At 72.6% G+C, this 13,864-nt stretch carries 14 protein-coding genes; 10 read left to right on the top strand and 4 right to left on the bottom strand.

Translation table 11 applies throughout. The features are described 5' to 3' along the window. Positions 1-9 precede the first annotated feature (9 nt). Genes ACERMF_RS09630 through ACERMF_RS09620 form a run of 3 tightly spaced genes read right to left on the bottom strand, consistent with a single transcriptional unit; the run spans position 10 to position 1,668 of the window. The gene (locus ACERMF_RS09630; RefSeq protein ID WP_373668864.1) at positions 10-519 is read right to left on the bottom strand and encodes an NUDIX domain-containing protein; all 510 of its coding nucleotides are present in this window, start codon (positions 517-519) and stop codon (positions 10-12) included. A gap of 2 nt (positions 520-521) precedes the next feature. Next, positions 522-1,370 (bottom strand): ATP phosphoribosyltransferase, encoded by an 849-nt coding sequence (gene hisG / locus ACERMF_RS09625; protein WP_373668863.1) that lies wholly within the window; start codon positions 1,368-1,370, stop codon positions 522-524. Positions 1,371-1,404: 34 nt separating this feature from the next. Continuing rightward, positions 1,405-1,668, bottom strand: a complete 264-nt coding sequence (locus tag ACERMF_RS09620; protein WP_373668862.1) for a phosphoribosyl-ATP diphosphatase — start codon at positions 1,666-1,668, stop codon at positions 1,405-1,407. A 127-nt stretch (positions 1,669-1,795) separates the two neighbouring features. Between ACERMF_RS09620 and ACERMF_RS09615 the strand changes: the two genes are divergently transcribed. The 9 genes from ACERMF_RS09615 (at position 1,796) to ACERMF_RS09575 (ending at position 11,233) form a co-directional block, all read left to right on the top strand. Beyond that, positions 1,796-2,233, top strand: coding sequence for a hypothetical protein (locus ACERMF_RS09615; protein ID WP_373668861.1), 438 nt, complete (start codon positions 1,796-1,798; stop codon positions 2,231-2,233). A gap of 273 nt (positions 2,234-2,506) precedes the next feature. Beyond that, positions 2,507-3,199 carry a translation initiation factor IF-3 gene (gene infC, locus ACERMF_RS09610; protein WP_373668860.1) on the top strand — a complete coding sequence of 231 codons (693 nt, stop codon included), beginning with the start codon at positions 2,507-2,509 and terminating at the stop codon, positions 3,197-3,199. A 94-nt stretch (positions 3,200-3,293) separates the two neighbouring features. Beyond that, positions 3,294-3,488, top strand: coding sequence for a 50S ribosomal protein L35 (gene rpmI / locus ACERMF_RS09605; protein ID WP_373668859.1), 195 nt, complete (start codon positions 3,294-3,296; stop codon positions 3,486-3,488). A 103-nt stretch (positions 3,489-3,591) separates the two neighbouring features. After that, complete coding sequence (gene rplT, locus ACERMF_RS09600; protein WP_373668858.1) at positions 3,592-3,960, top strand: 50S ribosomal protein L20; 369 nt, start codon at positions 3,592-3,594, stop codon at positions 3,958-3,960. 102 nt (positions 3,961-4,062) lie between these two features. Further along, complete coding sequence (locus tag ACERMF_RS09595; RefSeq protein ID WP_373668857.1) at positions 4,063-4,866, top strand: TrmH family RNA methyltransferase; 804 nt, start codon at positions 4,063-4,065, stop codon at positions 4,864-4,866. Positions 4,867-4,890: 24 nt separating this feature from the next. Next, positions 4,891-5,901 (top strand): ATP-binding protein, encoded by a 1,011-nt coding sequence (locus ACERMF_RS09590; RefSeq protein WP_373668856.1) that lies wholly within the window; start codon positions 4,891-4,893, stop codon positions 5,899-5,901. A 79-nt stretch (positions 5,902-5,980) separates the two neighbouring features. Beyond that, entirely contained in the window at positions 5,981-7,024 is a 1,044-nt protein-coding gene (pheS, locus tag ACERMF_RS09585; protein WP_373668855.1) for a phenylalanine--tRNA ligase subunit alpha, read from the top strand. A 54-nt stretch (positions 7,025-7,078) separates the two neighbouring features. Further along, the gene (gene pheT, locus ACERMF_RS09580) at positions 7,079-9,574 is read left to right on the top strand and encodes a phenylalanine--tRNA ligase subunit beta (protein ID WP_373668854.1); all 2,496 of its coding nucleotides are present in this window, start codon (positions 7,079-7,081) and stop codon (positions 9,572-9,574) included. 120 nt (positions 9,575-9,694) lie between these two features. After that, positions 9,695-11,233 carry an LVIVD repeat-containing protein gene (locus ACERMF_RS09575; protein ID WP_373668853.1) on the top strand — a complete coding sequence of 513 codons (1,539 nt, stop codon included), beginning with the start codon at positions 9,695-9,697 and terminating at the stop codon, positions 11,231-11,233. A 48-nt stretch (positions 11,234-11,281) separates the two neighbouring features. Here ACERMF_RS09575 and ACERMF_RS09570 read toward each other — a convergent pair whose 3' ends face one another. Continuing rightward, positions 11,282-13,342: an alpha/beta fold hydrolase gene (locus ACERMF_RS09570; protein ID WP_373668852.1), complete on the bottom strand. Its 2,061-nt coding sequence runs from the start codon at positions 13,340-13,342 to the stop codon at positions 11,282-11,284. Between the two features lie 85 nt (positions 13,343-13,427). On the opposite strand from ACERMF_RS09570, the gene arfB reads away from it, so the two are divergent. After that, the gene (gene arfB / locus ACERMF_RS09565) at positions 13,428-13,850 is read left to right on the top strand and encodes an alternative ribosome rescue aminoacyl-tRNA hydrolase ArfB (RefSeq protein ID WP_373668851.1); all 423 of its coding nucleotides are present in this window, start codon (positions 13,428-13,430) and stop codon (positions 13,848-13,850) included. The last annotated feature ends 14 nt before the right edge of the window (positions 13,851-13,864 follow it).

The following is a 13,864-nucleotide window of genomic DNA, read 5'->3' as shown; positions in this document are numbered from 1 at the left end:
GCGGCGGCGCTATCCCGGCTGCCAGGTCGGGCGCCGGAAGGCGGGCGGCCCACCATGGTGGACGTCGACGGCGGCCGCGACGGCCGCGCGCGCATGCCCCGGGAGCTCGACGTCGGCGAGTGCCTCGGCGTCGAACCAGCCGGCCTCGGCCAGCTCGCCACGGTCGAGGTCGATGGCGGCGGTGGAGCGCAGGCGCGCGGTGAACACGGTGGTCACGTAACAGGTGCGGTCGCCGTTGTCGTAGCGGATCTCGGCCTCCGGACCCCCGAGCACCCCGGCGATCGCGGTCACCTCGACGAGCAGCCCCGTCTCCTCGTGGACCTCGCGGACCGCGGCGTCGGCCGGGTGCTCGCCCGGTTCGATCGCGCCACCCGGCAGCCCCCAGTCGTGGCTGCCGTCGGCGTGGCGCACCAGCAGCAGCCGGTCGCGGTCGAAGACGGCCGTTCCGACCGAGGGCAGCAGCAAGCGGTGGGTGCCCACCAGCGCCCGGATCTCGGCGACGTGTCCAGAGCGCGCCATGATCAGAGGCGGCAGGCGAGGATGTCGGTGACCAGGATGCCGCGCGCACCGAGGTCCCACAGCTGGTCCATGATCAGGTTGGTGTCCTTCCGCTTGACCATGGCGCGGACGGCGACCCAGCCCTTGTCGTGCAGCGGGGACACGGTGGGCGACTCGATGCCGGGCGTCAGCTCACAGGCCGCGTCGACCGCTTCGACGCGCACGTCGTAGTCGATCATCACGTACTGCCGCGCGATGATGACGCCGTTGAGCCGGCGCGCGAGCTGCTCGACCTGCGGGCTCGGTTCGCCGTTCCGTGCGTCACGCACCAGCACGGCCTCGGACTGCAGGATCGGGTCGCCGAGCACCTCCAGGCCGGCCTGACGCAGGGTCGCGCCGGTCTCGACCACGTCGGCCACGATGTCGGCGACGCCGAGCCGCACCGCCGTCTCGACCGCGCCGTCGAGCCGGATCACCTCGGCCTCGATCCCCCGACGTTCGAGGTCGCGGCGGACGATGCCGGGGTAGCTGGTCGCGATCCGCTTGCCCGCGAAGCCGGCGACGTCCTCGGCCGTCCCCGGAACGGCGGCGTAGCGGAACGTCGAGCGGGCGAAGCCCAGCGGCAGCAGTTCCTCGGCGTCGCTGTGCCCGTCGAGCAGCAGGTCGCGTCCGGTGATACCGACGTCGAGCTGTCCCGCACCGACGTAGGTGGCGATGTCGCGGGGACGCAGGAAGAAGAACTCGGTGTCGTTGTCGGCGTCGACCAGGACGAGTTCGTGGCGGGCGGAACGCTGGCGGTAGCCGGCCTCGCGCAGCATCTCGATGGCCGGCTCGGACAGCGACCCCTTGTTGGGAACGGCAACACGCAGCATCAGCAGCCTCGGGGCGGGGGAGCGGGGGCGGTGGTCACAGGTGGCGGTAGACGTCCTGCAGCGTCAGGCCGCGGGCGAGGAGCAGCACCTGCAGGTGGTAGAGCAGCTGCGACGCCTCCTCGGCGGTGCGCTCGGCGCTCTCGTGCTCGGCAGCCATCCAGACCTCGGCGGCCTCCTCGACGATCTTCTTGCCGATCGCGTGGACGCCGGCGTCGAGCGCCGCGACCGTGCCCGAGCCCGGCGGCCGGCGCGCGGCCCGGTCGGACAGCTCGTCGAAGAGTTCGTCGAAGGTCTTCACGTGGGTGGCCTACGGTCTGGACACGGTTCGGCGGCGAGCCTACGGCAGTGACGGGCAGGACCCGTGCCCCCGCGGGGTCGCTAGGCTCGTTGGCCACCACCACGACTCGACCAGCGAGGAGCGCCGCGTGAGCGACGTGCCGTTCGATCCGTCCCAGGCCTCCGGGCAGGAACCCTCCGAGGAGGAGGTCCGTGCGTACCTGGGTCAGCTGCGCGCGGCTCCGGTGGAGCAGGTCGTCGCCGAGGTCGCGTCCGCGCTGCTGAACGCGGCCCAGGTCAAGCTCGGGCGCCAGGACGGCCGTCTGCTGTTGGACATGGTGGCGGGCCTGACCGAGCAGGGTCGCTCGCGCCTGCCCGAGGAACTGACCTCGCAGCTCGACCAGGCGCTGTCGCAGCTGCGCCTGGCCCAGGTCGAGGCCGAGCGCGAGGTGCAGCAGGCCACCGCGCAGGGCCACACCGAGGAGGGCGACCTCGACGCCGACGGCGCCGCCCCACCGGCGGCCGCGCCCGAGACGCCACCGCAGACGCCATCCGCCGCCTCGCGGCTGTGGGTGCCCGGCTCCTGACGCCTCCGGACCCGTCGGCACCCCCCGCGTGCGCTCGACGCGCCGTGGGCCGGCTGGTACCGTGGGCCCGCGCGACCGCCGTGACGGTCGCGCACAACTGAAGACAAGCGGCACGCCGGGCGTCGACGCCCGGGCCGGTGCCCACCCGGCAGGTCGCACCTCCCCGGGTCCGGAGCTCGCTCGCGTCCCGCGCACCTCGTGCGCCGGGCGTCGGCGGCGACGTGTCCTGGACGGCGACCCTCGGGTCGCCGTTCTTTCGTCGTGCCGCACCGCGTGGCGCGAGCGCCGTCTCGAGGAGGCAGCAGCATCAACGATCAGCAGCAGCGGCTGAACGCCGACATCAAGGTTCCGCGCGTCCGTCTCGTGGACGCCGACGGCACGCAGGTGGGCATCGTGCCCCTGGCCCAGGCCCTGCGCCGCGCCCGGGAGCAGGAACTCGACCTCGTCGAAGTGGCACCCCAGGCCGACCCGCCGGTGTGCCGCATCATGGACCACGGCAAGAACAAGTACGAGCAGGAACAGAAGGAGAAGGAGGCGCGCAAGCGGCAGAACCAGATCTCCGTCAAGGAGATCAAGATGCGCCCCAAGATCTCCGACAACGACTACGGGACCAAGTCCGGTCACGTGCGCCGGTTCCTCAACGACGGCTCCAAGGTCCGTGCGTCGATCATGTTCCGTGGCCGCGAGATGAGCCACACCGAGCTCGGTCTGCGTCTGCTGGACCGCCTCGCCGAGGACATGAAGGAGCTCGCCACGGTCGAAGCCAGCCCCAAGGTCGACGGCCGCAACATGGTCATGGTGCTCGCTCCGGTCAAGCCCAAGCAGCCCAAGGCCGAAAAGCCCGCCCACGTGGCCGGAGAACCGCCGGTCGAGGCCGACAACTCCAAGGCGCCGGCCGGGTCCGACTCCGAGCCCGAGGCCACCGCGACGCCGGAGGCGACGGCCGAGCCCGACCCACAGGCCTGACCGTCCCAGACGTCGCCGATCGGCACCCATCGCCGACCGGCTCCCCCCCGCACGCCCGGCGCGTCACGCGCGCCCGAGACGAAGGCAGCAGTTCATGCCGAAGCAGAAGACGCACAGCGGTGCGAAGAAGCGGTTCCGCGTGACCCGCAACGGCAAGGTCATGGTCGCGCAGAAGAACCGTAAGCACCTGCTCGAGAAGAAGGACGCCCGTCGCAAGCGGCGTCTCGCCGGCGAGACCGAGGTCACCGGCAAGCCGGCCAAGAACATCAAGCGCCTCCTCAACACCTAGTCGCCCCGCGCGACCGCAGCAGGCGCTGCACCCGTCCCGTCGAAGAGCACCGAAACAGCCACGAGATCGCCCCACGTCCGGGGCGCGAGGAGGAGGACCCCCCATGGCACGCGTCAAGGGTGGCGTTCACGCCAAGAAGAGCCACAAGGCGGTCATGGACCGCGCCAAGGGATTCCGCGGTGCCCGCAGCCGCCGATTCAAGGTGGCCAAGGAAGCCGTCTACCACGCGGATCGTTATGCCTACCGCGACCGCCGTGCGCGCAAGGGCGACTTCCGCAAGCTGTGGATCGCCCGCATCAACGCCGCCGCCCGCCAGGAGGGCCTCAGCTACAGCCGGCTCATGCACGGCCTCAAGCTGGCCGGCATCGAACTCGACCGCAAGAACCTGGCCGACCTGGCCGTGCACGACCAGGCCGCGTTCGGGGCGCTGGTCACCGCCGCCAAGTCCGCGCTCGAGTCCGAAGCGGCCTGAGCAGCAGGTAGCACCGTCGTGACGCGAGCGCCGGCCGATGGCCGGCGCTCGCTGCGTCGGGTCCCGTCCGCCGCGCTCGACCCCGGCAGGGAGGTGGATCGCATGGAACCCATCACGTCGGTCCGCAACGCACGCGTGCGGGAGCTCGCCGCGCTCGCCCGGCGACGCGAACGCAGGTCCACGGGCCGCCACCTCGTCGAGGGGCCCAACGCCGTGACCGAGGCGCTGGACGCCGGCGTGGTCGAGGAGGTCTTCGGCACCGACGAGGCGCTGGCCCGCATCACGGTCCCCGTCGGGATCCGTGTCCAACCCGTGGCCGAGCACGTCCTCGAGCGCCTGGCCGACGCCACCACGCCACAGGGCGTGGTCGCGGTCGCGGTCAGTCGGACGGCGTCGCTGTCGGAGGTGGTCGGTCGTGGCCTGCTCGTGGTCCTGCACGAGGTGGCGGACCCGGGCAACGCGGGGACGATCATCCGCACGGCCGATGCCGCCGGCGCCACCGGCGTCGTCCTGACCGCGGGCAGCGTGGATCCCTTCGCGCCGAAGACGGTGCGGGCAGCGGTGGGGTCGACCTATCACCTGCCGCTGGTGGTCGACGTGACCCTCGCCGAGGTGGCTGCCGCCTGCGGCGGGGTCGGGCAGCCGCTGCTCGGCCTGGACGCCGCGGGCTCACGGGAGGTCTTCGACCTCGAACGCATGTCGTCGCCGCTGGCGCTGGTGCTCGGCAACGAGGCGCACGGCCTCGAGCCGGACGGAGCGGCGCTTCTCGACGACGTCGTCGCCATCCCGCGGTGGGGCCGCGCCGAATCCCTCAACGTCGCCGCCGCGGCGGCCGTGGCGGTCTACGCGGCCGCCCGGGCCACCCACCACGTCCCTGCCATGCCGGGTCGCCCGCCGGTAGGGTGAGCGGCCGAGGCACAAGGCACCGTGATGCGCGGGTACGAGGCGTTCGACCTCCTTCCGGAGGCGGTCCTCGTCATGGACGCGGACGGTGTGGTCGTCGCCGTCAACGACCGTGCGCGCGTGCTGCTCGGGGGGGCCGACCCGGTCGGGAAGCCCTTCGCCGACGCGCTCGAGCTGCATGACGACGCCGGGGTGCGCTTCGGCATCGACGGCGGGCCGCCGCGGCTGGGGGACCGGCTGAGCGAGCGGGTGCTCCACCTGCGCGCCGCAGGGCGGGTCCGGCCGGTGGCGGTCGCGGGCCGGTGGCACGACGACGTCCTGGTCGTGACGCTGCGGAGCGCGGCCCGTCGCGAGGCGCTCGACGCCGTCCGGGGCGACGTCGTGGCGACGGTCTCGCACGAGATCCGCTCCCCGCTGACCAGCATCAAGGGATTCACGCGCACCCTGCTGTCGCGCTGGGACCGGTTCTCCGACGAGCAGAAGCGCGCGATGCTCGAGACCGTCGACGCGGACGCCGACCGGGTGACCCGACTGCTGCGCGAACTGCTCGACGTCTCGCGCATCGACGCCGGGCGGGTGCAGTTGCAGCGGCAGCCGGTCGACGTCGCCGTGCTGGCACAGCGGGTCGTCGACAAGCTCGCGCTCGGCGACCTCGCGGCGGAACGCGACCTGCGCCTGCTGGTCGAAGCTCCGCCCCCGCGGGTGCTCGCCGACCCGGACAAGGTCGAGCAGGTCCTGGTCAACCTGCTCGAGAACGCGCTCGCGTATGCGCCCGACAGCGAGGTCCGGGTGCGGGTGGTCCCGATCGCCGACGGCGTGCAGATCAGCGTCGAGGACGACGGCGAAGGCATCGCCGCCGACGACGTGCGCACGGTGTTCCGCAAGTTCGGCCGCGGCCGCGACAACCGGCGGGCCGGCACCGGCCTCGGGCTCTACATCACCCGGGGGCTGGTCGAGGCGCACGGAGGGCGGGTCTGGCTCGACACCGAGCGGCACGACGGTGCCAGCTTCCACGTCGTCCTGCCCGCCAGCGCCTGACCCGGACGCGTCGGGGCCACCGGCACGCGGCGTCTACCCTGCACGCTCGCCCCCGACCGGGCTCGAAGGTGAGAGAGACGTGACCGAACTGCAGACCCTGCAACGCGATGCGCTGGCCGCGATCGCGGCTGCCGACAGCCTCGACGCGCTCGACGACGCCCGCGTGCGGTTCACCGGCAAGAAGTCCGACCTCGTCGGCATCCAGCAGCAGATGCGCGACCTGCCGCCCGAGGGCCGCAAGCAGCTCGGCCAGCAACTCAACGCCTTTCGCGAAGCGTTCCAGTCCGCGTTCGACGACCGCCACGAGGCGCTGTCGGCAGGCGCGTTGCGCGAGCGACTCGACGCCGAACGTCTCGACCTCAGCCTGCCCCCGCGGCGTCTGCCGCCCGGCCGGCCGCACCTGCTGACCCAGGTCGAGAACGAGATCGTCGACGTCTTCGTCGGCCTGGGCTACCGGGTCGCCGAGGGCCCCGAGGTCGAGGCCGGCACCTTCAACTTCGACCTGCTCAACACCCCGCCCGACCACCCGGCGCGGCAGGAGCAGGACACGATCTACGTCGCCGGCGCCGCCGACGTCGTGCTGCGTACCCAGACCTCCGCCGTCCAGGCCCGCACCATGACCACCCAGCCGCCGCCGGTAGCGGTGGTGTGCCCGGGCCGGGTCTACCGGGCCGACAGCGTCGACGCGACGCACTCGCCGGTGTTCACCCAGGTCGAGGGGCTGCTCGTCGCCGAGGACGTCTCCATGGCCGACCTGCGCGGCACCCTGCTCGCGTTCTCCCGGGCGCTCTTCGGGGCGGACCGCGAGATCCGCCTGCGGCCGTCGTTCTTCCCGTTCACGGAACCGAGCGCCGAGGTGGACGTCGCCTGCGGGTTCTGCGGTGCCGCCGACGGGCGCGCCGGCGACCCCGACTGCCGCGTGTGTTCGGGAACCGGGTGGATCGAGATCCTCGGTGCGGGCATGGTCGACCCCAACGTGCTCAGCGCCTGCGGCTACGACCCGTCGCAGGTGTCGGGCTTCGCGTTCGGCATCGGCGTCGAACGTGTCGCGATGCTGCGTCACGGCGTCCGCGACATCCGCGACTTCTACGACGCCGACGCCCGCTTCCTGACCCACTTCTGAGCGCACCGACGCGCCCCCCGCGACACCGCTCCCGATCCCGCCCGTGGAGATCCCGTGAAACTCCCGCTCTCGTGGCTGCGCACGTTCGTCGACGTCGACCTGTCGGTCGAGGAACTCGTCGACGTGATGAGCCTCAACGGGCTCGAGGTCGAGTCCGTGGAGACGCCCGGTGCCGGCACCGCCGGCGTGCGGACCGCCCGTGTCCTGCACTGGCAGCCGCATCCCGACGCCGACCGGCTGCGGGTGGTCCGGGTCACCGGCGAAGGAGGTGACGGCGAGATCGAGCTGGTCTGTGGCGCCGCGAACTTCGACGTCGGCGACGTGGTCGCGCATGCCGTTCCGGGTGCGTCCATTCCCGGGATGACGATGGAGGCGCGTTCGATCCGCGGCGTGGTCTCCAACGGCATGCTGGCGTCCGCGCGTGAACTGCAGCTGTCCGACGAGCACGAGGGCATCCTCCGGCTCCCCGGGGACACCCCGCTCGGTGCCGACCTGCTCGAGCTGCTGCCGCTCGGCGAGCCGGTCATCGAGGTGGCGGTCCAACCCGACCGCGGCGACCACCTCTCGGTGCTCGGCGTCGCACGTGACCTCGCCGCCATCCTCGACACCAGCTGGCGCGAGCCCCAGGACATCCCCGCCGCGCTGGACACCCTCACGATCCCGGTGGAGTTGCAGACCGACGCCTGCGAGCGGTTCGTCACCTGGGCGCTCGAGGACGTCCGGGTCCAGCCGTCACCGCCCTGGCTGCGCCAACGACTGGGTCAGTGCGGCGTCCGCTCCATCGACGTCGTGGTCGACGTCACCAACTACGTGATGCTCGAACTCGGCCAGCCCCTGCACGCCTTCGACCTCGAGCGCATCGCCGGCCCGCGCCTCGTGGTGCGCGACGCCCGCGACGGTGATCGGCTCGTCACCCTCGACGACCAGGAGCGCGAACTGGTCGCCGGCGACGTCGTGATCGACGACGCGGACGGTCCGGTCAGCCTCGCCGGGGTCATGGGCGGCGCCAGCACCGAGGTCGTCGCCGGCACCAGCCGGGTCCTGCTCGAGGGCGCCGTCTGGGACCCCGCCCGCATCCGTCGCACGTCGCGGCGGCTGAACCTGGTGTCCGAGGCCAGCCAACGCTTCGAACGGCGGGTCGATCCCGAGGGCGCGGCCCGCGGGGTCGCCCGGGCCGTCCAGCTGCTGACGCAGCTCGCAGGCGCCCGGCCGGTCGGGACCGACGCCGTCCGCCGTGACGTGGCCTGGAGCGGCCGGGCGACCATCACGGTCGACCCCGAACGGATCCGCCGCCTGCTCGCGGTCGACGAACTCGACCGGGAACGGCAGAGCCAGTTGCTCACCCGCAGCGGCAGCTACGTCCAGCCCGAGGGCGACCTGCTGGCGGTGACCGCGCCGACCTGGCGTGGTGACCTGCTGCGCGAGGCCGACGTCGCCGAGGAGGTGGCGCGGTTGCACGGCTACGAACGCATCCCGGCCACGTTGCCGAAGGTCACGATGGTGGGGGGACGGTCGCCGGCGCAGCGGTTGGAGGCGGAGCTGCGCGCCGTGGCGCTCGCCGCCGGCCTGTCCGAGGCGATCACCCGCCCGTTCGTCGGCGCGCAGGCGCTGGGCGGGGTCGTGCCGACGGAGGGTCGCGTCGAACTCAGCAACCCGTTGGCCAAGGACGCCTCCTCGATGCGGCCGTCGCTGGTCGAGGGGCTGCTCGTCGCGCTGCGCCGCAACACCGGGCAGGGACGCCCCGGCACCGCACTGGTCGAGTTCGGGCGCCTGTTCCGGCCCGACGGCGACGCCCTCGCCGACGCCCTCGACGCCTTCGAGCCGATCGCGGCCGGCGGCAGCTGGCGCTGGGCCGCGCCCGACGGCACGCCCCTGCCGATCCAACCCCGCACCGTGGCCCTGGCGGCCCAGGGCCTCCGGCTGGGGCCCGACCACCTCGACCCCGAGGACCGCTGGAGCGTGTACGACCTGCTCGCCGTCCTCGACGAGATGGTGCGACGCGCGGCGCCGCCGTCGGTGACGTGGACCCTGGAGCGACGCCCCGCGGAACGCGACGGCTTCCACCCGGGACGCTCGGCCGCCCTGCTGTTGCGCCCCACGCCGGATGCCGATGCGGTCGAGATCGGCTTCGCCGGGCAACTCCACCCGCAGGAGGCCGACCGCCGTGACCTGCCCGAGCCGGTCGTGGTCGCCGAGTTGCTGCTGGAACCGTTGCTGCGCGCGGTCCCACCCGAGGGGCATCCGCCCGTCGCGGCACGCACGCTGGTCCGGCACCCGGCCATGAGCCTCGACGTGGCGCTCGTCGCCGACGAGGACGTGCCCTACGCGACGCTCGAGGCCGCCGTCCGCGACGGGGCGGGTCCGTTGCTCGACGGGTTGTGGTGGTTCGACGAGTACCGCGGCGAACAGGTCGGTGACGGTCGCCGCAGCATCGCGATCCGGTTGCGCCTGCAGTCGCCGGAGCGGCAACTGACCGACGCCGACGCCGAGGCCGTCATCGACGCGGTCGCGGCACGTGCCGAGGCACTCGGCGCGACCCTGCGCCGCTGACGCCCGGACCCGCCCGGACCCGCCCGGCACGCACGTGCCGGGCGGCCGCCGCGCGCCGTCGGATCGCCGCGGACCCCACCTCGTTGTCGTCGGCATCACGCCGTCCCCGAGGAGCGTCCGATGCCGGCCCGAACCCCCCTGTCCCTGCTGGCGGTCGTGGCCGTCGGCTCGCTCGCGCTCGTCCCCGCGCCCGACCTGGTCGGCGGCGTGCTCGACGGGACGGGCGCCGGACCGATGGAGCACGTCGCCAACGTCCCGTACGCGAACGCCCACGGCACCGGGCCGAACCAGGGAACCGACCTCGAGTTCGCGACCATCCCGGTCGCGCGCACCGTCGAGGAGCGGGTCGGCCTCGGGCGGGGTGGGGGAGCGGTCCGGACCCGGACCGAGGTCGAGGACCGCACCTTCGTCTTCGCCGGGACCTACACCAACGGCCTGCAGATCCTCGACGTCACCGACCCGGGCCGCCCACGGCCGGTGGCCGTCTACGACTGTGCCATCGCGCAGGGCGACGTGCAGGTGTTCGAACGCGACGCACGCTGGTACGTCACCTACACCCGGGACCTCGGGTATGCGAGCCAGACCCGCACGGACTCCGCCTGCTTCCGTGAGGCCGAGGCGCTCGGGTTCGGCGCGCGCGACGCCCTCGGTCCCGGCACCTTCGTCGTCGACGTGACCGATCCCCACGCGCCGACGCTGGCGTCGTTCGTGTCGTTCCCGAAGGGCTCGCACAACCAGACCGTGCACCCGAGCGGCGACTACCTCTACAACTCCAACTCGGAGCTGATCACCTCCGTCGTCGGCGAGGTCGGCATCGAGGTCGTCGACATCCGCGACCTCGCCGCCCCGGTCCAGGTCGCATTCGTCCCGCTGCCGATCCGGCCGGGACTGGGCACCGAGTCGCACGACATCACGTTCAACGCCGACGGCACGCGTGCCTACTCGGCCGCCCTGTCCCAGACCGTCATCATCGACACCACCGACCCCGCCGATCCGTCCGTCGTGTCGTCCTTCGTCGATCCGGCGATCAACGTCGAGCACCAGGCGAACCCGGTCACGCTGACCGACCCGATCCTCGGTCGCCGCGAGTTCCTCGTCGTCGAGGACGAGGTGGCCGGCGCGTCGCCGACGGGGCAGTGCCCCAACGGCGGCGTCCACGTCTACGACATCACCGGCGACCTCGAACGGACGCCACGCAAGGTCGGCTACTGGAACATCCGTGACGTCGGCCTCACCACCGACGGGCTCGGCACCTGCACCGCCCACGTCTTCGAGATCCACGAGGACGAGGCCCTGATGACGATCGCGTTCTACAACGGTGGCGTGCGCGTGGTCGATCTGTCGGGCCTGGTCGGGGTCGCCCTCGGCGAACTCGGCGTCGGGATGCGCGAGGTCGCCTCGTTCCGTTTCCAGGACAGCGACACGTGGGCCGTGAAGGCACCGTCGGTGTCCCGCGACCGGCCCTTCCACGTCTACGGCAACGACATCGCCCGCGGCCTCGACGTCTACCGTGTCGACCTGTCCAAGGCGACCGCGGGCACCGGTCTCGACCAGTGGTTGTCCGCGGAGCAGGCCCTGCTGCAGTTGCCGAGCGAGCCGCTCTCGCCCACCGAGCTGGCGGACATCGCGCTGCGTTGCAAGCTGCCGACCGCGTCCTGAGCGAACCGCGGGTCACGTCGCCCGACGCGCCGGGCGACGTGACCGCGGCTACAGCAGGTCGGGACGGGCGAACGCCTTGCCGTGCAGGTGTTCGTCGAGGAACGACAGGACCGTCTCGTACCACAGCCGGGCGTTCTGTGGCTTGAGCACCCAGTGGTTCTCGTCGGGGAAGTACAGGAACTTCGCATCCACGCCGTTTCGCGACAGATCGGTCCACAACGTCAGGCCCTCGCTGATCGGGACCCGGTAGTCGAGTTCGCCGTGGATCACCAGCATGGGGGTCCGGATCTCGCCGACGAAGCGGTGCGGCGAGTTCTCGGTGTAGACCGAACGGTCGGCGTAGGGGTCGCCGAACTCGCGCTCCCAGATCAGACCGAGGTCGGTGGTCCCGTGGAAGCCCTCGAGGTTCCACAGCGACGCGTGGGTCACGATGCAGCGGAACCGGTCGGTGTGCCCGGCGACCCAGTTCGCCATGTAGCCGCCGAAGGAGCCGCCCATCGCGGCGGTACGGTCGGCGTCGATGGCGTCGTGCGCGATGGCCGCGTCGACGGCGGCCAGCAGGTCGGTGTAGGGCTCCTGGCCCCAGCGCCCCCAGCCGCGCTGGATGAAGTCCTGGCCGTAGCCGGTGGACAGGGCCGGGTCGGGGAGCAGGACCGCGTAGCCCTGGGCGGCCAGCACCGCCGGACACCAGCGCCACGACCAGTTGTTCCAGGAGCCCAGCGGGCCGCCGTGGATGAACACCACCAACGGCACCTGGCCGTCCAGGGTCTCGGGCAGGACGAGCCAGGAGCCGACCTCGACACCGTCTTCGGCAGTCGTGATGATCCGCTCGACGGTGACGGCCGGGTCGTTTCCGACCGGCGAGGGCACGACGTGCGCCGCCTGGTCGGCGCGATCGGTGGCGTAGCGGACCGGCCGCGGCGGTTGACCGACCGTGGCGCGCAGTGCGTAGACGCTGGCACCGTCCGGCGCCACGCAGGTGTCGGTGTGGGCGCCGTCGGCCGTCAGCCGTGTCACCTGTCCGTCCGCGAGGTCGAGCCGGAAGATCGGGCGATGGCCGTGCTCGTCGGCCTCGAAGACGATGGCGTCACCGGAGGGCAGCCACTGGGGCCGCTCCGGCCAGACGTCGTGGCCCGTGGCCAGCTCGCGGACCTCGCCGGAGGCCACGTCGACGACGGCGAGGTGGTGGCTGGCGGCCCGGTCCGGCCGGCCGACGTCCATGACCAGGCAGACCAACCGCGTGCCGTCCGGGGAGAACCTCGGCGAGGACCAGAAGCGCCCGTCGGCGACCAGTCGGCGGCGCTCCCCGCTGGTGACGTCGATCACCACGAGATCGGTCGCGAGGTCGTCCGGCTGTCGCCGGGCACGGGTTTCCCCGGCGCGCCGCCAGGTGGTCGCATACGTGTGTCCGTCGGGCGCGAGATCCCCCGTGCCGTTGTGCAGCGTGCTGCCCCGGGCGAGGATGGTCGGCTCGGGGACGGTGCCCGTCGCCTCCTCGTCCTCCGCGGTTGACCAGGCCGGTTCCTGAGGCGCCGTCAACCGATCAGCGGCGACGAACCAGCGTCCGGGCTCGCGGGGGCCGAGGTAGGCGTCCCAGTGCCGGATCGGATAGTCGTCGAACAACTGGGCGCTGACGCCAGCCTCATCCCGGGCCTTCGCACGTTCTCGGTCGTCGGCGAACGTGGCGGCCCCGGGATGGATCGGGGCGTGCAGGACGACGTCGCCGGAGGCACGGGCGACCTCGACGCCGCCGACCCCGCCGGGTGGGGAGACCACGAGCCGTGCCTCGCCGCCGTCGCGCGGCAGCGCCCAAAGGGCCGTCGTCGGCTCGCCGTCGGTGGCGACGTCGGGATCGGGGCGCGCCGAGGCGAACAGCAGGGTGCCGTCCGGCGCGAACGTCGGACTGGACTCACCGGGCGCGGAGCGGGTCAGCTGGCGCGGCGCAGCGCTTCCGTGCGGGTCGAGCGCCCACAGGGCGCTGCGGTAGCGCTTGCCGTCGGGCGCCTCGGTCGCCACCGCGACGACCAACTGGTCGCCGTCGGGGGAGAGGACCAGGCCGGACAGACGCGGCTGGCGGAGGAAGGTCTGGAGTTCGAAAGGAGTCGTCATGCCGTCCGAGGCTAATCGAATGCCCGCGGACGGCTGACGGGGGCGCGCCCACGTGACGCCGCCCGCCTGGCCTTAGTCTCGCGGCATGGCCGATATCCGTCTGCGCCGAGGCGTCTCCGTTCCGGAGGCGGAGTTCGACGTGCGTGTCTCGCGTTCGTCGGGCCCCGGTGGTCAGGGCGTCAACACCACGGACAGCAAGGTGGAGTTGCGCTGGGACGTCAGATCGACGCCCTCGCTCACCGAAGCGCAACGGCAGCGCGTGCTCGAGCGGCTGGGCAACCGGATCACCGACGACGGGATCCTGATCCTGCAGGCCTCCGAGCACCGCAGCCAGCACCAGAATCGCGCCGCGGCGCTCGCCCGCTTCCAGGCCGTCGTCGGCGAGGCGCTCGAACCGCCGAAGGTGCGGCGTCCGACGCGCCGCACCCGCGCGTCGAAGGAACGCCGGCTGCAGGCCAAGAAGCAGCGCAGCGAGACGAAGCGACTCCGGCAACGGCCCGACCTCTGAGCGGATGACGCGGG

This window comes from Egicoccus sp. AB-alg6-2 (assembly GCF_041821025.1).
Taxonomy (GTDB): domain Bacteria; phylum Actinomycetota; class Nitriliruptoria; order Nitriliruptorales; family Nitriliruptoraceae; genus Egicoccus.
The sequence above is the reverse complement of the archived record's forward strand: the minus strand, read 5'-3'. Positions and strand labels throughout refer to the sequence as shown.